Source organism: Methylophilus rhizosphaerae (assembly GCF_900100975.1).
Lineage (GTDB): Bacteria > Pseudomonadota > Gammaproteobacteria > Burkholderiales > Methylophilaceae > Methylophilus > Methylophilus rhizosphaerae.
Genome location: NZ_FNFX01000003.1, coordinates 471,024 through 492,354 on the forward strand (window position 1 = coordinate 471,024; position 21,331 = coordinate 492,354).

Genomic DNA, 21,331 nt, shown 5'->3' on the forward strand with positions numbered 1-21,331 from the left:
ATGATTTTGAGCCCTATTCAAAACAGGGTTTTTGATGTAACGCAAAAGTGGTGCAGGCAATTAACGGTGAAATGCGTTTTGTTGCCGTGTCACATACAAGATTTTCAGGAAAATAAGCAATGAATGTATACCCGCTACTCAAGCCACTGCTGTTCCAACTGGATGCCGAGCAGGCACATGACCTGACTTTGCAGTCGCTCAAACGCACGGAAAAATTGGGCCTGCTGAAACTGGCTGGCACGCGGTTGCCCGATCAACCAAGGCAAGTGATGGGATTAACTTTTCCTAACCCGGTCGGCCTGGCTGCAGGGTTAGATAAGAATGCGGCTGTGATTGATGGCATGGCTGCATTGGGATTCGGCTTCATTGAAGTCGGCACGGTCACGCCGCGCGCGCAACCTGGAAACCCCAGGCCACGCTTGTTCCGTTTGCCAGCTGCCCAAGCCATTATCAACCGCTTTGGTTTTAACAACTTGGGTGTGGATCAACTGATCCAGAACGTCAAATCAGCAAAGTTTAAAGGTGTCCTGGGTATCAATATTGGTAAAAATTTTGATACCCCTAACGAAAGGGCTGCAGAAGATTACCTGATTTGCATGCGCAAGGTATATAGCCATGCCAGTTATATCACAGTGAATATCTCTTCGCCCAACACCAAGAACCTGCGTGCCTTGCAGGAAAAAGATGCGCTGGGGCAATTGCTGGCGACGCTCAAATCCGAGCAGAAAATCCTGTCACAAGTACATGGCAAATATGTGCCCGTGGTACTGAAAATTGCCCCTGACCTGACCGCTGACCAAGTTGGGGCAATTGCCGGCCTGCTTATGCAGCACCGCATGGATGGTGTCATTGCGACCAATACCACCCTGGCACGTGATGCTGTGGCTGGCTTGCAATATGCAGAAGAAGCTGGCGGCCTGTCAGGTGCACCGGTCAAAGCCGGTTCCACACGCGTGATTCGAGCCCTGGCCGCGTCACTGCAAGGCAGTTTGCCCATCATCGGCGTGGGCGGCATTTTGTCTGGCGATGATGCCAGGGAGAAAATAGCTGCGGGCGCCAGCTTGGTGCAGTTATATAGTGGCCTGATTTATAAGGGCCCGCAACTCATTAAAGACTGCCGCAAAGCCTTGCTGTAATGGCTGCTTTGCCTATCCTTTACTCCTATCGCCGTTGCCCGTACGCCATACGTGCACGGATGGCGTTATGGGCAGCTAATATCCAGCCTGAAGTGCGCGAAGTTTCTTTGCGCGACAAGCCTGCGCATTTGTTGCAGCTATCACCTAAAGGAACCGTGCCAGTATTGCAGTTGCCGGATGGTACTGTGCTTGAGCAAAGTCTGGATATTATATGGTGGGCGTTGGCGCAGCGTGATCCGCAGGGTTGGTTAAATAAAGACCATGATGCGGTGAATTGCTTGATTGCGATCAATGACGGCGATTTCAAAAAAGCGCTCGATCGTTACAAATATCCCGAGCGTTACCCTGAACAATTGCAGGTATTTTACAGGCAGCAAGGTGAGCAGTTTTTGCGGATATTAGAGGCTGCATTGGAGCAACAGCGCTTTTTGTTAGGGGACTCTGCCAGTGTGGCAGATGTAGCAATTTTTCCATTTATCCGCCAGTTTGCGGCGGTGGATGCTGAGTGGTTTGCTTTAAGTCCATATCCGAAACTGCGGGCCTGGTTAGAAGTATGGTTGGAAAGCCCATTGTTTGGGGAGATTATGCAGAAATTTCCTACTTATATTGAGTAGGGCGAGCTGCATTAACTGACGTCATTCTGGCGCGGGCCAGAAAACGAAGCGTAGCGTCGTTTCGAGGGGTAGCCATCCAGGCAGGGTGCAATTTGCACAACTGATTGCAATGAAATACCAGGTTTCTTTTTAATCCGTTTATCGGTGTGTATGGTGTGTATCTGTGTTCATCGGTGGTCAATTGCATTTGTTTTTGAGTTTGATAGGTTTCATTTCACCTGTAGGCGAGTTACTTTTCAAACTTTTACGCTGGTAGTTTGGCGAGATAAATCCCATTCCATCATGTTGAGCAACGCAAGGGAGCCGAAGGCCGTGATGGCTGGGTGTCGTCCTCTTTGGTTACTTTCTGGGGGACAAGCACCAGAAAGTGCCTCGCCGAGAGGCGAAAAGGGTGAGTTTCTGTTTTAGCGTTTGCTAGTCACTTTTCTGTGCAGACTGCTCAAACTTCTCATAAGCATTAATAATCTTCTGCACCAACGGATGCCGCACCACGTCTTGCGACATAAACTGGGTAAAGGCAATCCCTTTCACTTCCTTAAGAATTTTCTGTGCTTCTACCAAGCCGCTCTTCTGGTGACGCTGCAAGTCAATCTGCGTCACGTCACCCGTAATCACCGCTTTAGTGCCAAAACCGATGCGGGTTAAAAACATCTTCATCTGCTCTGGCGTGGTGTTCTGTGCTTCATCCAGAATAATAAAACTCTGGTTCAAGGTACGGCCACGCATATAGGCGAGCGGGGCGACTTCAATCGCGCCGCGTTCAAACATTTTGTTGACGGTGTCATAACCCGCCAGGTCGTACAGTGCGTCATACAGCGGGCGTAAGTAGGGGTCGACTTTCTGGTTCAAGTCACCAGGCAGAAAGCCTAATCTTTCACCAGCTTCGACAGCCGGGCGTACTAACACGATTCTTTTAACACGATCGCGTGTCATGGCATCGACGGCGCTGGCGACAGCCAGGTAAGTTTTACCGGTACCGGCCGGGCCGATGCCAAAGGTGATGTCATGGTCCTGGATTTGTTGCAGATAACTGACCTGGCGTGGTGTGCGGCCATGCAGGTCGCCACGGCGGGTCATGAGTACCGGCATGGCACTACTGGCGACTTCTTCCGGTTTGAGTTTATCGATCTCCACCAGGCCTAGTTGTATGTCTTCCAGCTCAATCGGCTTTTTAGATCGTGCATAAAAATTTTCCAGCATTTGCGCGCCCAGCCGCATATTGGTTTGGCTGCCGCTCAGGTAGAACGTACTACCGCGGCGGTTGATATCGATGTCCAGGCCGTTAGCTAGTTGGCGGATATTTTCATCTAGCGGGCCACACAAGTTGGCCAGCATCAGGTTGTCTTCGGGGCTGAGGGTAATTTCCATGCTTAATTCACTATTTCGCCAATCAGGCGTTTCGGATTATAGACGTCGGTGATTCTGACTTGGACCATTTGGTGGATAAAGCGTGCATCGGCAGCGATATCCACTACGCGGCCATTGTCGGTTTTGCCTGCCAGCAAATTAGGGTCTTTCCAGGACGGGCCATCAATCAATACGCGTTGTACCGACCCCAACATGGCGCGGCTGATGGCATCGCCGTTGGCTTCGTTTTCTGTTTGCAACTGCTTGAGCCATCCGGCTTTATCGGTTTGAGACGTTTCGTCCGGTAAATAACTGGCAGGCGTACCCGGGCGCGGGCTGTATAAAAAGCTGAAACTGTAATCAAAGCCGACATCGCGCATGAGTTTTAGTGTCGCCTGGAAGTCTTTTTCGGTTTCGCCGGGGAAGCCGACGATAATGTCGCTGGTAATGGTCAGCTGCGGGTTGGCGGCTTTGAGTTTGCGGATCAGGCCTTTGTATTGCAGCGCCGTGTAGTTGCGTTTCATCGCCATCAAAATGCGGTCACTGCCCGCTTGCACGGGCAGGTGCAATTGATTCGCCAGTTTGGGCACATTGGCGTGGCAGGCAATCAGGCGTTCATTCATTTCGTTGGGATGGCTGGTGGTGTAGCGGATGCGCTCGATTTGCGGAATCTCGGCCACGGTTTCAATCAGCAGGGCCAGGTCGGCTTCAATGCCTTCATATTGCACACGATAGGCATTGACGTTCTGTCCCAGCAGCGTGATTTCCTTCACGCCTTGCTCTGCCAGTTGAATGGCTTCGGTCAAGATATCTTCAAACGGGCGCGAAAACTCTTCGCCGCGTGTGTAAGGCACCACGCAGAAGCTGCAATATTTGCTGCAGCCTTCCATAATGCTTAAGAAGGCAGTCGCCCCTTCAATGCGCGGAGGTGGCAAATGATCAAACTTTTCAATCTCGGGGAAGGTGATATCGACCTGTGGTTTGTTTTCGGCCTGCTTGGCTTTGATCAGGTCTGGCAGGCGGTGCAAAGTTTGCGGGCCGAATACCACGTCCACATAAGGTGCCCGTTTGATAATGGCGTCGCCTTCCTGGCTGGCGACACAACCGCCTACGCCAATCACCAGGTTGGGATTTTTTTCCTTGAGCGGGATCATGCGGCCCAGGTGGCTGAATACTTTTTCTTCGGCTTTTTCGCGTACGGAGCAAGTGTTGAGCAGGATGACATCAGCCTCTTCCATATTATCGGTCTGGGTCATGCCATCGTGTTCGCGCATCAAATCGACCATGCGTGAAGCATCGTATTCGTTCATCTGGCAACCAAACGACTTGATGAATATTTTTTTACCGCTGTCCTGCTTCATGAAACGCTAATTTTCTTACAAAAACAGTATTTTAGCGTATTTGCAGGTTAACACCCAGCGCATACGGGGACTGCGGTAAAATAGCATTCTTTGAACTGAACACCGACTGCATGCAAGCCTTACCGATTTTTTTCAATATTGCGCAACGCCCGTGTATCGTGATTGGCGGTGGGGATGTTGCTACGCGCAAAGTGGGGATGTTGCGTAAAGCGCAAGGGGAGGTGACAGTGATTTCACCCGCGTTAGGTGGTGAGTTACAAACCATGCTGGCCGCTGGTGAGATTCAATATTTGGCAGCCAGTTTTTCTCCCGAGCAACTGACGGGGGCTTGCCTGGTGATTGCCGCGACTGATGACACAGCGGTGAATGAAGCAGTATCTGTTGCTGCCAGGCGCTTGAATATCCCGGTGAATGTAGTGGATGCACCTGCTTTGTGTACATTTACCATGGGCTCGATTATTGACCGTAGCCCGGTGGTGATTGCGGTATCCAGCGAAGGTAACGCACCAGTGCTGGCGCGGCATATCCGCAGCAAAATTGAAACCATGCTGCCTGCCGCGTATGGCCGGATCGCGGCGATTGCCGGTGAGTTCCGTGACCAGGTAAAAACCAGGTTCTCTACCACCCAGTTACGCCGCCGCTTCTGGGAAGAGGTATTAAATGGCCCCTTGGTCGAGCGCGTATTGTCTGGCCAGGAACAGGCGGCGCGGGATTTGCTGGATGAGTTGCTGGCAAAAAGCGAGGATGCACCCTCACGGGGTGAGGTGTATCTGGTGGGCGGCGGTCCGGGCGATCCTGATTTGCTGACATTCCGCGCGTTACGCCTGATGCAGCAATGCGATGTGTGCGTGTATGACAAATTGGTCAGCAAAGAGGTGATGGAACTGGTGCGTCGTGATGCCGAACTGATCTATGTCGGAAAATCACGCGACCAGCATACGTTGCCGCAAGAGGAAATCAACGCTTTGCTGGCACGGCTGGCGCTTGAGGGAAAACGTGTGTTGCGGCTGAAAGGTGGTGATCCCTTTATTTTTGGCCGCGGTGGCGAGGAAATTGAAACGCTGATGCAGCATGGCGTTCCGTTCCAGGTGGTGCCTGGCATTACCGCTGCCAACGGTGTGTCCAGTTACGCCGGGATTCCACTGACGCACCGGGATTATGCGCAGGCCTGCCTGTTTATTACCGGCCACTTGAAAGATGGCACCATAGACCTGGATTGGCAGGCCATGGCGCGCCCCAGGCAAACGGTGGTGATTTATATGGGGCTGGTCGGGCTGGCGCAGATTTGTGCACAACTGGTTGCGCATGGCGTATCGCCAGATATGCCTGCGGCTGTGATTCAGCAAGGCACGACGCACAAGCAGCGTGTGGTTGAATCTACGCTGGAAAATCTGGCGAGGGATGTTGCGGCCGCAGGATTAAAACCGCCCAGCCTGACGATTGTTGGTGAAGTGGTGAAACTGCGCCCCCGCCTGCACTGGTTTACGCCAGGCGCATAAAAGTATCAGGTGTTCGGCAGGATAGGCAGTGACAGCCTGGCTTCCAGGCCGCCTTCGGGGCGGTTCAACAGCGAAAGTTCACCGCCGTGCAGTTTGGCGATGCGGTTGCAAATCGCCAGTCCCAGGCCGCTACCGCCTTCATATTTATTGCGGGCACTGTCCATGCGTTCAAACGGACGCAACAGTCGTTCGGCATGCTCTGCCGGGATGCCTGAACCATTATCCAGTACACTGACCACAATTTTGTCCGCCATCACCTGGCTACGTACCTCTACTTTGCCTTTGCCATAGCTGTAGGCATTGCCGACCAGGTTATCCAGCAAGCGCTGCATGGCCAGCGGGCGAATAGGAATAAAGTATTTGGGACCCAGCGAGATTTTCAGTTCGCGACCTGCCCGCAGTTGGCGCTCAGCCAGCGCACGTAACAAGTCGTTGATGTCCATCATGCGCGTAGGTTCCCCTTCTACCCCGCGCACAAAATCCAGGAACTGGTGAATGATATTGTCCATGTCGGAAATATCTTCAATCATGCCGTGCTTCATGTAATCGGCGTCCGGCGGCAGCATTTCCACCGCCAGGCGTAACCTGGCCAGTGGCGTGCGGATATCATGCGAGACGCCGGCCAGCAGCAAGGTGCGCTCGGCATCCAGCCGCGCCAGGGATTCCGCCATTTCGTTAAAAGTATGTGTCACTTCGCGCAGCTCTTCCACGCTGTCTTCCGGTAATTTGGGGGCGGGTTCGCCATTGCGCAGACGCTGTGCCGCATGCACCAGCATGGTCAGCGGCCGGTTGATGCGGGCCGTCAGCAGGTAGGCCCCGACCAGTGACAACAGGCCCACCACTGCCGCCCAGCCCAGCCAGTGCCAGGGGAAAGGGCGGTCAACCTGGATTTTGGGGATGACCACCCAGAAATCATCCTGGCCGACGTTGAAACTGATCCATAAGCCGGGAATGTCATAATGGTTGACGGTGATAATGGTTTCCTCACCCAGTTTCTCGCGAATTTTTTGCGCCATCAGGTTGATAAACGGATCGGCGGGCAGGGGTTCGATATCTTCCAGGAAATCTGCCGCATAAACGCGCACGCCTTCACGTCCTGAGAGTTCAGAAAGCAAGGCTAGGCGGCGATTCTCATGTGATGCAATCAGGGAGGCGCGTGTGTAATTCACAATCGTCACCGCTTGCAGGGCGGCAGCGGTCGCGCGTGGTTCACGATCAAAATAATCGAAAATCTTGAGTGAAGCATAGATACTGACTGCCAAGAGGATGGCAATCAATAGCATGATACGGGACAGTAGTCTGCGGGGCAGTATGCGCACGAAAGGTTAAGGCAGTCACCGCCGCAGTTTATTGCGGAGACTCGCCATCGGGAATAAACACATACCCAAAGCCCCACATGGTTTGCAGGTAGCGTGGGTGAGCCGGGTCCGGTTCAATAATCCGGCGCAGACGGGAGACCTGTACATCAATACTGCGATCAAATACGTCCAGTTCGCGTCCTCGCGCCAGTTGCATCAGCCGGTCACGTGACAGGGGCTGGCGCGGATGCTCGGTAAATACTTTCAGCAAGGTGAATTCGCCGCTGGTGATGGTGATTGGCGTGCCGTTTCTGGTCAGGCTACGGGTATTGATATCAAACACAAATTCGCCAAACTGGAACGCCGGGTTTTTTTCCTCCACGATATGCTTGGGCGTGATTTCATGGCGGCGCAATACGGCGTTGATCCTGGCCAGCAGTTCGCGTGGGTTGAATGGTTTTGGCAGATAATCATCCGCTCCCATTTCCAGGCCGACGATACGGTCCACTTCATCACCACGCGCCGTCAGCATGATGATGGGCGTCATATGGTTGGCGCCACGCAAGCGGCGGCAAATCGCGAGGCCGTCTTCGCCGGGCAGCATCAGGTCGAGAATCAGCAAATCAAATTCTTCGCTGGCCATGGCCTTGTCCATTTCCTTGCCGCCAGACACTGACTGGATATTGAATCCCTGTTCTGTCAGGTAGCGCTGTAAAAGCTCGCGCATACGCAAGTCGTCATCGACCATCAATATTTTTTTTAGTTGCTCTGCCATTAAGAACCTTTACACACAGACACTGGCGTCCTTGTTACCCGTTAAGCCGAATAACGGTTACATGAGACTGGATGATAAAACGGCTGAAATGATTCATCGTGAGGCGAGATATTATACTCCAAGCCTTCCCTGGCATGAAGTGGGGCAGTTACAACTTGGTTACAAATAGCGGAAGCAGTGAAATATTGCAGTTACAATCGTGAGGCATGATGTGTCACGTTCCGCAAACAGAATGGGCTGAAATACGCTATTTTGTGTTAAATCGGTTGATGGGGTGACCGCAGTTGCGTTATGTTATGCAGCTTGACCTTGCGGTCTGATGGCGTTGGTTAAATTAACGTGGTGTTGGTGATATTGGGCAATCTGTCCAAGTATGCTTGGCAATATAAAAACAAAGTAATCTGTGGGTTTTAGAGCGATGGGTTTTAGAACGATCAAACATTTGAACGGGTTTTTTTTGCTGACAACAACCATGTTGTTGACTATGCCTGTGTCTGCTGATCTCAAGTTACCGCTGCAACTCACTGATAACCAGTCAGTGGATAACGACGATGCCGGCCTCAACAAGACACTCGAGTATAACTTCAGCCCTGACGACCGTGCCCGTTTGCGCAAGGCATTGAAAGAATATGCGCGCAATACTGATCCCGATCACCAGTTGATGGTGCAGAAGCGCAAAGCCATGCATGACAGTATTTCACAGAGATTCAATGAGTGTAACCGTGATACTGATGACTCCCTGGATCGTGAAGAAGCTACATTGTGCCTGCCGCAGGTGGCACGGCATTTCTCCTATGTAGATCTGGATGGGGATGGAGTGATTACACTGGAAGAGCTTGAAAGTGCTTATACCAAGATGGTTGAACGTCAGCGTGAAGCAGAAGCAAGGACAGAAGCGCAGCAAGCCGCTGCAGCAGAGGCTGAGGCCGAAGCCAAAAAAGCCAAATTAAAACCCCTCTCCCCGGTCATTCCTACCAGCAGTTCGGCAAACTCCTCCGGCAAGGACATGTCGGCACTTCGCAAGCGCCCTAGCTAATCCTGTTTTTCATGCAATTTGCATGCAAGTCCCAAATGATACAGTCAGGCCGATAGCTTGATTTAACCAGCGCATGGACCTCAGTCACCTCTCTTTTACCTGGCATCGGGGACTGCATGAAATTTCCCCAGTTGCCTGGCAGGCACTGGCAGGTTCCCATCCCTTGTTGGATTATGCATTTCTGCATGCATTTGAAACGGCTGCTGCGGTTGACCGGCAGACGGGCTGGATCCCCTACCATTTGACCGTATTTGATGGTGAGCAACTGGTTGCGGCAGCGCCGTGTTACCTTAAAACACATTCTTATGGCGAATACGTCTTTGACTGGTCGTGGGCAGACGCTTACGAGCAGGCAGGGGGTGACTATTATCCCAAATTGGTGGTTGCTATTCCGTTTTCACCCGTCCCCGGGGCGCGGTTACTGGTACACCCCGAATTTCCTGAGCCTGCACCATTAGCGAGTGCCATGTTGTTGCAGATGCAGGCACTTTGCCAGCAGCATGGCTTGTCAGGAACGCATATCTTATTTCCGGATACCTCATCAGCCGGGTTCTGCGCAGCGCAGAACTGGTTGCGGCGTGATGGCGTCCAGTTTCGCTGGGAAAACCAGCGTTATGCCGACTGGGAGGATTTTATGTCCATGCTCAGTCGCGACAAGCGCAAGAAAATCCGCCAGGAACGTAACAAAGTCAGCCAGCAAGGAGTAACCTGCCGCGTGGTGGACGGGCAGCAAATAACGGCGGCAGAGCTTGCCTTGTTTTATCAATGTTATTGCGACACTTATCACCGGCATGGTAGCCAGCCTTATTTGCCACAGGCATTTTTTGAACAGGTTGTCCAACAAATGCCGGCGCATATCCAATTATTTATTGCATCACAGCACGGCGAAGATGTGGCGGCAAGCCTGTGCATTTCAGGGCAGGATACATTATATGGGCGCTACTGGGGCAGCCTGCGGGATATTTCCTGCCTGCATTTTGAATTGTGCTATTACCAGCCGCAAGCATTTTGCATCGCTCGCGGCATTCGCTATTTTGAAGGTGGTGCACAAGGCGTGCATAAACTGGCACGTGGATTTGTGCCTTATGCAACGTGTTCTTACCACTGGATGACGGATGAAAATTTTCACCAGAGTGTGGCGCGCTTTTTATCCAGGGAGGAAGGCGTGATGCAGGATTATGTCAATGAGCTGGAGGAGCGTAGTCCCTATAAACATCCGGCAGGGACTACGGAGTAAAGCATCTGCTGGTGATCCGTTACCAGGGCACCCTTTTCCCATCGTAAGCAATAAACTCGCCGGATTGCGCTATCGTTAGCGTATCAATCACTTTACGTAAGCCGGCCACGCTGGTTTCGGTGTCGATTAAACCATTCGGCCCGCCCATATCGGTACGTACCCAGCCTGGATGTAGCATGGCGACCGCAATGTCGAATTTGCGCAAGTCTAAGGCCAGGCTTTTAACCACCATATTGAGTGCCGTTTTGCTGCTACGGTAAATATATTCACCGCCACTACCGTTGTCGGTAATGCTGCCCATTTTACTGGTCATGGCAATCAGCCTGGCTTGTTTTGCGCGTTGCATATGCGGCAAAAAGGCTTCCGCCAGATAGTAAGTGCTTAATGTATTGACCTGAAACGCATGCAGCCAGGCCTGCGCATCAGTGTCCCCAAAGTGGCTAGGTGGATAAACACCGGCATTACTGATCAGGATATCAATCGTGAGCGTGGAAAATTGATCTGCAAGCGCGTGGATGGCGGAAACATCGGCCACGTCCAGCTGCAGAAGATGCACATGCGGGTGTTGCCTGGCGAGGGCCTGTAATGCCTCCGCTTTTTGCAAGTCGCGCACCGTGGCATACACCGTGTGGCCCTGTTCAGCATACTGCTTGACATACTCCAGGCCAATGCCACGGTTTGCGCCGGTAATCAAAATGGTTTGAGAGCTCATCTGTACATCTCCTTGGATATTGCGGTCTTGGATATTGAGGAATTCTACGCGGTTTCTTTTGCCTGTTATATATGTAAACCACTCATCTCATGGGCATCATTACCTGTCTGGAGGATGGTAAAACACGGAGAAGTGCTGGTGATGTTTGGTCATGTCCGTGGCTGGCATACTTAATAGTTTGTAAGGGGGAGGCACGGATGCAGGAGTGCGCGATTCCGCAGCAGGATCAATCGTGAGAGTCGCTTCATCGCCCTGTCATGGACAGGTTACGGATGTGTCGTATAATCCCAGCAACTTGGTTTTTGAGTATTGCCTGTGCAAGATATTCGTTGGAAGGCGTTCTGGTTACTGGTTTCGTGGTCTTTTTGCTGCCTGATCGTCGGTTGGGTGACCAATGCCGAGATTGCCGGGCTGGTTTATTTTGGTGGATTGCTGGCTTATCTGGCAGGCCATATTTACTGGATTCACCGGTTATATCAGTGGGCTTCAAAGCCCGGCCTCAACTTTATTCCTAACGGTAAGGGTGTCTGGGAAGATATCTTTGCCAATCTGTACCATGAAATGCGTCGTCATTCGCGCAGTCAGAGCCAGTTAAGCAGTACACTGGAGCGTTTGCGTCATGCGACCAGTGCCCTGCCTGATTGCGTGGTGGTCCTTAATCACAGGAACGAGATTGAGTGGTTTAATGAGCCTGCCGTGCAACGATTGGGATTGAAGCGTCACCATGACGAAAACCAGCCTATTTATTATTTATTGCGCCAGGCCGAATTTGTCGATTATCTGCACAGTGAAAATTATAGCGAGCCGCTCAAGCTCAAGTCCCCGCGCAATCCGGAGATGACACTGGAGTTGCAGATTATCCCGTTTGCCAGCAAGCAGAGATTGCTGATTTGCCGCGATATTTCAGCCATTGAGAAAACAGACATCATGCGTCGTGATTTTATTGCCAATGTGTCGCATGAGCTGCGTACACCATTGACGGTGATTGGGGGGTTCCTGGAAACCATCAGCGATATGCAGGGCGAAATTTCCGAAGATATCCAGCCCTATTTTGACATGATGCAGGCACAAACCACACGGATGCGGCGCATTATTGAGGATTTGCTGACCTTGTCCCGGCTGGAGAGCAATGCCACGCTGAAAGACGAAATGGATATCACCATGCAGCCCTTGCTGCACCAGTTGCTGAAGGATGCCAATGCCTTAAGCCAGGGGCAGCACACGATTGCATTGCATGTGGATACCGAGACCAACCTGCGCGGTAGCTATAATGAACTATTCAGTGCCATGAGTAATTTGACCAGCAATGCGGTGCGCTATACGCCGCCACAGGGGAAGATTGATATCTTCTGGCAGAGGCAGGGAGATGAGGTGGTTTTCAGCGTGCAGGATACCGGTATCGGCATTGAGGCACAGCACTTGCCCAGGCTGACGGAGCGGTTCTACCGTGTGGATAGCGGCCGTAGTCGCGATACCGGTGGAACGGGGCTGGGCTTGTCTATCGTCAAGCATATCCTGCATCATCATCAGGCCGGTTTGCAGGTGGAAAGCGAATCAGGGAAGGGTAGCCGGTTCAGCATTGTATTCCCGGCCTCGCGGGTGCTTGCTGCATGAAAGGGATAGGCTGCAGTATCGTTAGCATGATATTGCTCGCCGCTTGCAGTACGACGCCGGAGGGCGGCTATATTGATTCACCCAATGGCCGGCCGTTACCGATGCGGCAGGACCGCAATGCCTTGCATCAATTGGTCAAGACAGATTTGGACCGGCTGACCGATATTGAATATATTGAAAATGCCGCCAGTTTGCGTTTGCTCATGCTGAAACTCTACAAGCGAAACCCGATCGAGGCACATAAATCAGGGCTGGGCACGCCGGACCAGATTGCCACCTATGTGTTTGAGCAGGCCGATACGCACCAGTGGCATTTCGATGCGCTGGGAGGCGCGCAAGATACTGCTGCCATCAAGCTGGCGCTGAATGCACAATTCAGCGGCGACCGTGTACTGGCGCTGATTGTCGGTATGCAGTCCATGCTGTACCGTGCACATGGGAACAAATCCGCTTTTTTCCTGACCGATAGCATAGAACCGCAAAATTTGTATAATGCGGCCCGTAATATTGAAATTGCCGTCTGGAAACTCAGTACTGCCAAAAGTACGCATGGCGGGCCGTTATTATTGACCAACAGCATGCAGGCCGATGGCCAGAACCTGAGTTTTGAACGTGAATTCAGCAAAATCATTGGCCGTATGGATTTACTGGCGCTGGCGCTGGCCGAAAAATCACAGCGTTTTATTTCCCGCTTAACACAAAGCATTACCGCAGCGCCTTTCCTTCCATTCAGATAACTTTTATATTCCTGCCATGCAAGATGCCTTACCCTTACTGAACGGTTTGACGCCACAACAATTCATGGCGGAATACTGGCAAAAAAAACCATTACTGATTCGTGGTGCCATGCCCGGATTTACTGGCTTGCTCGACCCTGACGAGCTGGCCGGGCTGGCCTGCGAAACAGAGGTACCTGCGCGGCTGATCCAGTTTGATCCTGGGCGTGCGCAGCAAGGTGCGGGCTGGCAAGTGAGCCAGGGTCCGTTTGATGAAGAAGATTTTGCTGTGTTGCCAGCACGGCATTGGACGTTGCTGGTGCAGGGAGTTAATCATATCCTGCCGGAAGCACAGGCATTGCTGGCCCAGTTTAATTTTATTCCCAATGCCAGGCTGGATGATGTGATGGTCAGCTATGCGCCGGCCGGTGGTGGTGTCGGTCCGCATGTAGACAGTTATGATGTTTTTCTGTTGCAGGGGGCTGGCAAACGGCGCTGGCGTATCAGCCAGCAAGCTGATTTACGCCTGATCCCAGATGCACCTCTGCGCATACTTTCGCATTTTGCCAGTGAGCAGGAATGGGTACTGGAGCCTGGCGATATGCTGTATCTGCCGCCTCAGGTCGCGCATTGGGGAATTGCCGAAGATGACGACTGCATGACGTATTCGATAGGCTTTCGTGCACCAGCAGCGAGGGAGCTGGCGATAGAGTTCCTGGAAACCTGCCGTCAGGATGGCATGCCTGACGAACTGTATCAGGATCCTGACTTACATCCGGTGACGGATGCGGCGGCGATTGATGGAGGGATGGTCAGCCGGGTCAGTGACATGTTGCAACGCTTGTCGTGGCAGCCGGCAGAGCTTGGGCCGTTCCTGGCACGTTATTTCACTGAACCCAAGCCCTACGTGGTATTCACCCCTAACCGGAAACTGGCAGAGGGGAAGTTTACACAACAGGTGATGCAGCATGGCGTGGCACTTGATTTGCAGACGCAAATACTGCATTGGCAAGGACAGTATTTTATCAATGGTGAGCAGGTCAGCGTTCCTGTGGCAGGAGAGTGCCTGCTGAACGTGCTGGCGAACAGTCGGGAATTGAGTGCGCAACTATGCCGAACCGACAGTGCCCAGAGTTTGCTGCCCTGGTTACGCGAGATGTACCTGTTAGGCTACTTACACTTCCCTGAAAACAAGGCCTGACCGGCGTGAGCGAACCATTTTCGGCCTGTTTTTGTCAAAAAAGGCAAGACTTGTTGTTCTGACGCAAAAAATCCTCTGTTTTTGATTGTGTGTACATTCTTTTTTTAATCAATTACTGATACAATTTTTGCAACGGTGGGTTCTCGTACATACAGAATTATGCCGTCCCCAAATTTTTGCTCATACATACTAAGGAAATAAAGATGACACGTTCTGCATTGTTGGCTGCATTGTTGGCTTTGGCTTTGACTGCTTGTGGTGAAAAACCAGCTGAAGAAGCTCCTGCTGCTGAGGCTCCTGCTGCTGAAGCGCCAGCTGCCGAGGCTCCTGCTGCTGAAGCTGCTCCTGCTGAAGAAGCACCTGCTGCTGAAGCTGCACCTGCTGAAGCTGCTCCAGAAGCTGCACCTGCTGAAGAAGCTAAATAATCAGGCAGAGGTAATCTTTACCTGGTTGTAGAAAAGCCGGCAGCAGTCGGCTTTTTTATTGTCGGACGCTTTTACAGTCAGGCTGCGGTTTTAAGTTCAGTTAAGGCATTGGCAATCTGGCAGATACGAATAAAGTCTTCGGTGACGAGCGATGCGCCGCCAATCAGGCCCCCATCGACGTCCGGCATGCCTAAGAGCTGTGCGGCGTTGCCGGGGTTAACGCTACCGCCATAGAGCAAGCCAATCTTTTCTGATACCTGCTCATTCAGCAACCCGATATGCCCACGGATAAATGACAGGATGGCCTGTGCATGTTGCGGTGTTGCCGCTTTACCCGTGCCTATGGCCCAGACTGGTTCATAGGCAATGACGCCCTGGGATAATGCTTGGATACCTACGTGTGCAATCACCGGATTTAACTGGCGTACCACCACCAGGTCAGTTTCTCCACGCTCATATTCCTCCAGTGTTTCACCGATACACAGAATAGGTGTTAACCCGGCTTTTAACGCGGCCTCAAAGCGTTCACCGCAGGTTTCATCATTTTCATGACCACGCTGCCTGCGTTCCGAGTGGCCGATAATCACATAGGTACAGCCAAATTCTTTCAGCATCAGCGGTGAGACTGAACCGGTATATGCACCGTGTTCAAAGCGGCTCATGTTCTGGCCGCCCCAGGCAATGTGGCTGTTTTGCAGAAGCTGCTGTGCCTGATAGAGATAGGGATGTGGTGGGCAAATCGCATAGCGGGCACTATGCTGCTGCGTTTGCTGCAACAAGCTTTGCATGAATTGACGGTTATCCGGCAGGTTGCCGTGCATTTTGCGGTTGGCCACCACCAGTTTCGGGCGATCTAACATCCCACGGTTTCCTTAACAGGTTTTATTCTTATAATGACGGATATTTTTCGGAAAACTTGACCACATGCCGCAACTTGATTTTTCCCTGCAACTGGTTTCACAGGTAACGGATGTTCCCGCTGCGGCTACCTTCAGGCGCTGGGTGCGTGCCGCGCTACGGGTGGATACCAGCCTGACCATCCGCATTGTCGATGCGGAAGAGGGGCGGGCATTGAATGGGGCGTATCGCGGCAGGGATTATGCGACCAATGTGCTGACTTTCCCGCTCACTGAAGAGCCGTATCTGATGGGCGATATCGTAATTTGCGCACCGGTGGTGGCCCGGGAGGCCATTGAGCAAGGCAAGCCATTGCTGGCACATTACGCACATATGACCGTGCATGGCGTACTGCATTTGCACGGCTACGATCATGAAGTGGAGGCACAGGCCGAATTGATGGAGGCCATGGAAATTGCAGTCATGCAGAAACTGGGTTTTGCCAACCCTTATGCCGGATAAGCTTTAATCCGGCAGCGCAACCCGCTACAATCCTCCCATGGACATCTTGGCAAACAGTCAGGTCAAAATCAAAGGTGAGCCGCTCTCCGAGCTGCCGCAGGATTTGTATATTCCACCAGATGCATTGGAAGTGTACCTGGAAACGTTCGAGGGCCCGCTGGATTTATTGCTGTATCTGATACGCAAACATAACCTGGATATCCTGGATATTCCCATGGCGCAACTGACCCTGCAGTACATGGCCTATGTAGAAAAAATGAAAGCCATCAAACTGGAGCTGGCAGCGGAATATTTATTGATGTCAGCCATGCTGATAGAAATCAAATCGCGCATGCTGCTGCCCAAGCCGGTCGAAGTGGAGGAAGAGGAAGACCCGCGCGCCGAGCTGGTGAGGCGCCTGATGGAATATGAAGCGATCAAGCTGGCGGCGCAACGGCTGGATGCCATGCCTAAAGTGGGTGACGAGATTGATGTGGCTGCCGCGTATTACCAGCATATCAGCCAGGTCAAGCCGCCCGAGGTCAGCCTGGATGACCTGGTGGATGCCTGGCGCAATGTCCTCAAGCGCGCCAAACTCAACCAGCACCATAAGCTTGGCCGGGCAGAGTTGTCGGTACGTGAACATATGAGCCTGTTATTGCGGCGGCTAAGTACCACGCCGGTGCTACGCTTTGACGAGTTATTTGATGTTGCAATGGAAAGCATTCCCAAGCTGGTGGTGAACTTCCTGGCGATACTGGAACTGGCAAAAGAAGGCTTGATCCGTATTACCCAGCAGGAAGCCTTTGGCGTCATTTATGTGCAAGCGAACTCCAGTCATTAAGGCAAAGCGGTATGCATGAACCGGACAATATCCAGGAAATGAAGCGCATTCTGGAAGCGGCATTGCTGACCACGCCGCAACCATTGTCACTGGATGACTTGCTCAAACTGTTTGCCGGACGCATGGAACGTGCGACCTTACGCATGTTGCTGGATGAACTGAAAGCGGATTGGCTGGATAAAACACTGGACCTGGTACAGGTGGCGAGCGGCTATCGCTTCCAGGCCAAGCCGGAATACAGTGGATATATTTCCCGCCTGAATCCGGAACGCCAGCCGAAATATTCACGGGCAGTGATGGAAACGCTGGCGATTATTGCCTACCGCCAGCCGGTGACGCGTGGCGATATTGAGCAGATTCGCGGCGTGGCCGTCAATCCTAACGTGATCCGTCAATTACAGGAGCGTGACTGGATTGACGTGGTCGGGCAACGTGAAGTGCCGGGACGGCCTTCCTTATATGCCACGACCAAACATTTCCTGGATGATTTGAATCTGCGCTCACTGGCGGAGTTGCCGCCGTTTGAAGCATTTGCCCAGAGTGAGATCCCGCTTGAGTAAAACCGCCATGCCTCCCTCCTTGCTGAGAATCAGGATTAATCATGCGGGCGATACTGCATTGGGACCCGGAAAAATCGAGCTATTGCAGATGATTGCGCGGCATGGCTCCATCTCGGCAGCAGCCAAGCAAATGAAAATGTCCTACCGCCGCGCCTGGGAGCTGGTCGATGTCATGAATCGCTGTTTTGACCAGGCGGTGGTGGTCAGTACCGCTGGCGGGACGCATGGCGGTGGCGCCCAAGTGACCGAGTTTGGGCAGGCATTGATCGCCGCCTACCAGCAGATTCTGGAGAAGTCGGCGCAGGCAGCGGCTAATGAGTTACACCTGATTACACGGCATTTGAAAAAAAACTGATTTTTTTAGCCATCGTCATGCGTGAATGGGTATAACGATGGTAGCATGACCGAAATTGCTGCATGTGTAATGCAGCGCGCCAGTGGTTGGCAAATAAACAATATCAGGGATCGAAATCATGAAGAAATGGGCTTTGCTTTGCTTGTGTTTGGTCAGCGTATGGGCGCAGGCAGAAGAAGGGAAAGTCAAAGTGTTTGCCGCAGCCAGCCTGACCGATGTCATGAATATACTGGCCAGGCAATACAGCCAGCAGGCGGGCGTGCAGGTGGTGCCTGTTTACGGTGGTTCCGGCACCCTGGCGAAACAACTGGAGCAAGGCGCACCGGGAGACCTCTTCATTTCTGCCGATGAAAAATGGATGCAGTATCTGAAAGACAAGCACCTGGTGCAAAACGCCACCGTCAAATCCTGGCTGGGTAACCGCCTGGTCATGATCACGCCACCAGCCAAGCCATTGACGATCAAGGCTGAAGCATCTACCGATGTGAACCAGCAAGTACCTGGCTACTGGTGCACAGGCGATACTTTGTCTGTGCCCGTGGGTATTTATGCCAAACAATCGCTGACCAGTTTAGGCTGGTGGGATAAGCTCAAGAACCGGCTGGTCAGTACGCAGGACGTACGCGCTGCCCTTAATCTGGTGGAGCGGGATGAGTGTGACGTGGGGATTGTGTACGCCAGTGATGCGCAAGCTTCCGGTAAAGTAAATGTGGCTGGCGAGTTCCCGGAAAACAGCCATGTGCCGATTGTGTATCCCATGGCCTTGCTACCTAATGCATCTTCTGCCACGATGGCTTTTTACCACTACCTGCAATCGCCAGAGGCTAAAAAAGCACTGATTTCCTACGGGTTCAAACCGCTGGAATAATCCACTGCCGATTACTGCTGTCACCGCAACTATGTGGACCTTGTCGCCTGCCGAGTGGACGATTGTGCTACTTTCGCTGAAAGTGGCTATATGTTGCGTCATCGTACTATTATTGCCGGCCATGATGGTTGCCTGGATCCTGGCCAGGCAACGATTCTGGGGCCAGGCATTGCTGGATGCGCTCGTGCATTTGCCCATGGTCCTGCCGCCTGTGGTTTTAGGCTATATGTTGTTGGTGCTGCTGGGGCGTAAGGGCTGGATAGGGCGCTGGTTGTATGAGCAGTTTCATATTCAACTGACATTCCATTGGTGGGGCGCAGTGATTGCGTCGGCAGTGATGGCGTTTCCGCTGATGGTACGTGCAATCCGGCAAGCGTTGTATCAAGTCGACCCTTTACTTGAGCAAGCGGCGCAGACATTAGGCGCTTCCCCGGTAAGAGTATTTTTTACGATTACCCTGCCTTTGTCTTATCACGGACTGCTGACGGGCGCTATTCTGGCGTTCAGCCGCAGTCTGGGCGAGTTTGGTGCGACCATTACGTTTGCGGGTAATCTGGAAGGGGAAACCCGGACCTTGCCGCTGGCGATCTATAGTCTGACACAAACACCCGAAGGAGATGCCGCAGCCCTCAGGCTGGTGGTTCTCAGTGTGCTGGTGTCTGTATTGGCATTGTTAGGCAGCCAATGGCTGGAGCGGCGACTGATCAGGAGTCAACGCTAATGTTGCAGGTTGATATCCAGATACGCCAACCGTATGCGGCCAATGCAGAGGCATTCGCATTACAGGCCAGGTTTGAGTTAAGGCCAGGGCATTGCCTTGGCATCATGGGTGCTTCCGGTTCCGGCAAAACAACCTTGCTGCATACTATCAGCGGATTGTTAATGCCAGCCTCGGGAACTATCCACAGTGGCCATCAATGCTGGTTCGACGCCGAACGGGGCATACAGTGGCCGCCCTGGCAACGCCATGTAGGCATGGTGTTCCAGGACGGGCGCTTGTTTCCACATTTGAGTGTCCTGCAAAATCTGGCTTATGGTATGCCGTCAGGTGGCCGCATCTCACTGGAAGAGGTGATTGCTGTATTGGAAATCGGCCATTTAGCCAGGCGTAGGCCCGGCCAGTTGTCCGGCGGTGAAAAACAGCGCGTTGCCATTGGGCGTGCATTGCTAAGCCAGCCCGTCGTGTTGCTGATGGATGAGCCATTAAGTGGCCTTGATGAGGCATTGAAACAGCAGGTATTGCCTTACATCAAAAAAGTGATGACTACGTTTGGCTTGCCGACCCTGTATGTCAGCCATGTGCGGGAAGAGGTGGCTGAAATTGCCGATGAGATGTTGATACTGGCGCAAGGTCAGTTGCGCCAGCCAATTTGAATTTAGTGGTGATGGCCGCCGGCACCGTGTACATGCTGGTGCTCGATTTCTTCCTTGTTGGCAGAACGTACATCTTTAATGGTGGCGGTAAACAGCAGGCGTTGACCGGCCCATGGGTGATTGCCATCGACCACGACTTTGCCATCGGCAATATCCGTGATGCTGTATAGGATGACGTCACCCGTTTCGTCTTCACCTTCAAACTGCATGCCAACTTTCAGATCTTTGGTTGGGAAAGCGCTTGCCGGTTCAATCTGTACCAGCGCGTCATCATACTCGCCAAAGGCATCTTCCGGATCCAGGCTGACTTCTACCAGGTCGCCAACATTCTTGCCATGCATGGCCTCTTCCACTTTGGGGAAAATATTGTCGTAACCGCCATGCAGATAAGCAACAGGCTGCTGGCTTTCTTCCAGAATGTCGCCATCGCTGTTTTGCAGTTTATAGGTCATGCTGACCACGGTATTCATTGCTACTTGCATGTGAAATGTCCTAAATTATTCGGTGATAAATCGTTATTCTAAAGGATATTGACAGGATGGTGTCATTCTCGCTGTTGATAATGTTGGCCATAGCGCTTGCGCCAAACCCAGGGTGGTAGCGGGTTGGCCTGCTGCCACAGTCCCCGTCCTTGTTGCTGGGCCTGTTGTTGCAGGGACGCTAATTCCGCACGTGTTGAGTAGCGGCTGCTGAACCAGGCCATACCTTGTGCAATTTGGTACTGGCTGGCATCCGTATTGTTGCAGAACAGATGACCGAGGGTACGTCCGTAAAGATCTTTGCCGCTTGGCTGCACTGTCACCGGGCCGTTGCAAAGCGCGGCCAGGCTGCGCTTTGCCTGTTTGCCATAGGCCTGCTGCAATTCCGGCGCATCAATATCCAGGAGCCGTAAGCGATATGTTTGCGCCTGGTCGCGGATGATTACGGTATCCCCATCCAGGACTGCCTGCAACATCGGCTCACCATGCACCCGTAGACTGGTGATGCCCAGTAGCAATACCAGCCACCCTTTGAACATGGG

The 21,331-nt window shown here is 52.5% G+C and carries 24 protein-coding genes; 16 read left to right on the forward strand and 8 right to left on the reverse strand.

Annotation, left to right across the window (positions count from 1 at the left end):
- The first annotated feature begins 119 nt into the window (after window positions 1–119).
- Complete coding sequence (locus BLP53_RS09180) at window positions 120–1,136, forward strand: quinone-dependent dihydroorotate dehydrogenase (protein WP_091471837.1); 1,017 nt, start codon at window positions 120–122, stop codon at window positions 1,134–1,136.
- Complete coding sequence (locus BLP53_RS09185; RefSeq protein WP_091471838.1) at window positions 1,136–1,750, forward strand: glutathione S-transferase; 615 nt, start codon at window positions 1,136–1,138, stop codon at window positions 1,748–1,750. Before BLP53_RS09180 ends, BLP53_RS09185 begins: the two co-directional genes overlap by 1 nt.
- A gap of 414 nt (window positions 1,751–2,164) precedes the next feature.
- Here BLP53_RS09185 and BLP53_RS09190 read toward each other — a convergent pair whose 3' ends face one another.
- Window positions 2,165–3,118 carry a PhoH family protein gene (locus BLP53_RS09190; protein WP_091471839.1) on the reverse strand — a complete coding sequence of 318 codons (954 nt, stop codon included), beginning with the start codon at window positions 3,116–3,118 and terminating at the stop codon, window positions 2,165–2,167.
- A 2-nt stretch (window positions 3,119–3,120) separates the two neighbouring features.
- Window positions 3,121–4,458 carry a tRNA (N6-isopentenyl adenosine(37)-C2)-methylthiotransferase MiaB gene (gene miaB, locus BLP53_RS09195; protein ID WP_091471840.1) on the reverse strand — a complete coding sequence of 446 codons (1,338 nt, stop codon included), beginning with the start codon at window positions 4,456–4,458 and terminating at the stop codon, window positions 3,121–3,123.
- A 110-nt stretch (window positions 4,459–4,568) separates the two neighbouring features.
- Between miaB and cysG the strand changes: the two genes are divergently transcribed.
- Entirely contained in the window at window positions 4,569–5,957 is a 1,389-nt protein-coding gene (gene cysG / locus BLP53_RS09200) for a siroheme synthase CysG (RefSeq protein ID WP_091471841.1), read from the forward strand.
- Between the two features lie 5 nt (window positions 5,958–5,962).
- Here cysG and BLP53_RS09205 read toward each other — a convergent pair whose 3' ends face one another.
- Window positions 5,963–7,240, reverse strand: coding sequence for a sensor histidine kinase (locus BLP53_RS09205; RefSeq protein ID WP_091471842.1), 1,278 nt, complete (start codon window positions 7,238–7,240; stop codon window positions 5,963–5,965).
- 64 nt (window positions 7,241–7,304) lie between these two features.
- Complete coding sequence (gene ompR, locus BLP53_RS09210) at window positions 7,305–8,030, reverse strand: osmolarity response regulator transcription factor OmpR (RefSeq protein ID WP_091471843.1); 726 nt, start codon at window positions 8,028–8,030, stop codon at window positions 7,305–7,307.
- Window positions 8,031–8,502: 472 nt separating this feature from the next.
- On the opposite strand from ompR, the gene BLP53_RS09215 reads away from it, so the two are divergent.
- Both BLP53_RS09215 and BLP53_RS09220 read left to right on the forward strand, forming a co-directional pair.
- On the forward strand, window positions 8,503–9,066 hold the full coding sequence (locus BLP53_RS09215) for an EF-hand domain-containing protein (RefSeq protein WP_245652761.1): 564 nt from the start codon (window positions 8,503–8,505) through the stop codon (window positions 9,064–9,066).
- 73 nt (window positions 9,067–9,139) lie between these two features.
- Window positions 9,140–10,303 carry a GNAT family N-acetyltransferase gene (locus BLP53_RS09220; protein ID WP_091471845.1) on the forward strand — a complete coding sequence of 388 codons (1,164 nt, stop codon included), beginning with the start codon at window positions 9,140–9,142 and terminating at the stop codon, window positions 10,301–10,303.
- Between the two features lie 19 nt (window positions 10,304–10,322).
- Here BLP53_RS09220 and BLP53_RS09225 read toward each other — a convergent pair whose 3' ends face one another.
- Entirely contained in the window at window positions 10,323–11,015 is a 693-nt protein-coding gene (locus tag BLP53_RS09225) for an SDR family oxidoreductase (protein WP_091471846.1), read from the reverse strand.
- Window positions 11,016–11,330: 315 nt separating this feature from the next.
- Here BLP53_RS09225 and phoR point away from each other — a divergent pair, with 315 nt between their 5' ends.
- The 4 genes from phoR to BLP53_RS09245 all read left to right on the forward strand — a co-directional run bounded on the left by phoR (window position 11,331) and on the right by BLP53_RS09245 (window position 14,971).
- Window positions 11,331–12,629, forward strand: a complete 1,299-nt coding sequence (gene phoR, locus BLP53_RS09230) for a phosphate regulon sensor histidine kinase PhoR (protein WP_091471943.1) — start codon at window positions 11,331–11,333, stop codon at window positions 12,627–12,629.
- A gap of 26 nt (window positions 12,630–12,655) precedes the next feature.
- Window positions 12,656–13,366, forward strand: a complete 711-nt coding sequence (locus BLP53_RS09235; RefSeq protein WP_245652763.1) for a hypothetical protein — start codon at window positions 12,656–12,658, stop codon at window positions 13,364–13,366.
- Between the two features lie 16 nt (window positions 13,367–13,382).
- Window positions 13,383–14,546, forward strand: coding sequence for a cupin domain-containing protein (locus tag BLP53_RS09240; RefSeq protein WP_091471848.1), 1,164 nt, complete (start codon window positions 13,383–13,385; stop codon window positions 14,544–14,546).
- Between the two features lie 203 nt (window positions 14,547–14,749).
- Window positions 14,750–14,971 carry a hypothetical protein gene (locus BLP53_RS09245; protein WP_091471849.1) on the forward strand — a complete coding sequence of 74 codons (222 nt, stop codon included), beginning with the start codon at window positions 14,750–14,752 and terminating at the stop codon, window positions 14,969–14,971.
- 77 nt (window positions 14,972–15,048) lie between these two features.
- Here BLP53_RS09245 and tpiA read toward each other — a convergent pair whose 3' ends face one another.
- The gene (gene tpiA / locus BLP53_RS09250; RefSeq protein WP_091471850.1) at window positions 15,049–15,831 is read right to left on the reverse strand and encodes a triose-phosphate isomerase; all 783 of its coding nucleotides are present in this window, start codon (window positions 15,829–15,831) and stop codon (window positions 15,049–15,051) included.
- A 64-nt stretch (window positions 15,832–15,895) separates the two neighbouring features.
- Here tpiA and ybeY point away from each other — a divergent pair, with 64 nt between their 5' ends.
- From ybeY to BLP53_RS09285, 7 genes are all read left to right on the forward strand, one after another.
- Window positions 15,896–16,330, forward strand: a complete 435-nt coding sequence (gene ybeY, locus BLP53_RS09255; RefSeq protein ID WP_091471851.1) for an rRNA maturation RNase YbeY — start codon at window positions 15,896–15,898, stop codon at window positions 16,328–16,330.
- A gap of 37 nt (window positions 16,331–16,367) precedes the next feature.
- Window positions 16,368–17,153 (forward strand): segregation and condensation protein A, encoded by a 786-nt coding sequence (locus BLP53_RS09260; protein ID WP_091471852.1) that lies wholly within the window; start codon window positions 16,368–16,370, stop codon window positions 17,151–17,153.
- An 11-nt stretch (window positions 17,154–17,164) separates the two neighbouring features.
- Entirely contained in the window at window positions 17,165–17,713 is a 549-nt protein-coding gene (gene scpB, locus BLP53_RS09265) for an SMC-Scp complex subunit ScpB (RefSeq protein ID WP_091471853.1), read from the forward strand.
- Window positions 17,706–18,068 (forward strand): winged helix-turn-helix domain-containing protein, encoded by a 363-nt coding sequence (locus BLP53_RS09270; RefSeq protein ID WP_425412903.1) that lies wholly within the window; start codon window positions 17,706–17,708, stop codon window positions 18,066–18,068. Before scpB ends, BLP53_RS09270 begins: the two co-directional genes overlap by 8 nt.
- 118 nt (window positions 18,069–18,186) lie before the next feature.
- Window positions 18,187–18,936, forward strand: a complete 750-nt coding sequence (gene modA / locus BLP53_RS09275) for a molybdate ABC transporter substrate-binding protein (protein WP_091471855.1) — start codon at window positions 18,187–18,189, stop codon at window positions 18,934–18,936.
- A gap of 31 nt (window positions 18,937–18,967) precedes the next feature.
- Window positions 18,968–19,657, forward strand: coding sequence for a molybdate ABC transporter permease subunit (gene modB / locus BLP53_RS09280; protein WP_091471856.1), 690 nt, complete (start codon window positions 18,968–18,970; stop codon window positions 19,655–19,657).
- Window positions 19,657–20,310 (forward strand): ATP-binding cassette domain-containing protein, encoded by a 654-nt coding sequence (locus BLP53_RS09285; protein ID WP_091471857.1) that lies wholly within the window; start codon window positions 19,657–19,659, stop codon window positions 20,308–20,310. The genes modB and BLP53_RS09285 overlap by 1 nt, the downstream gene beginning before the upstream one ends.
- 2 nt (window positions 20,311–20,312) lie before the next feature.
- Here the strand turns inward: BLP53_RS09285 and BLP53_RS09290 are convergent, their stop codons facing one another.
- Together BLP53_RS09290 and BLP53_RS09295 are read right to left on the reverse strand one after the other, a co-directional pair.
- Window positions 20,313–20,792 carry an FKBP-type peptidyl-prolyl cis-trans isomerase gene (locus tag BLP53_RS09290; RefSeq protein ID WP_176755244.1) on the reverse strand — a complete coding sequence of 160 codons (480 nt, stop codon included), beginning with the start codon at window positions 20,790–20,792 and terminating at the stop codon, window positions 20,313–20,315.
- A gap of 62 nt (window positions 20,793–20,854) precedes the next feature.
- On the reverse strand, window positions 20,855–21,328 hold the full coding sequence (locus tag BLP53_RS09295; RefSeq protein ID WP_091471859.1) for a thermonuclease family protein: 474 nt from the start codon (window positions 21,326–21,328) through the stop codon (window positions 20,855–20,857).
- Window positions 21,329–21,331: the final 3 nt, after the last annotated feature.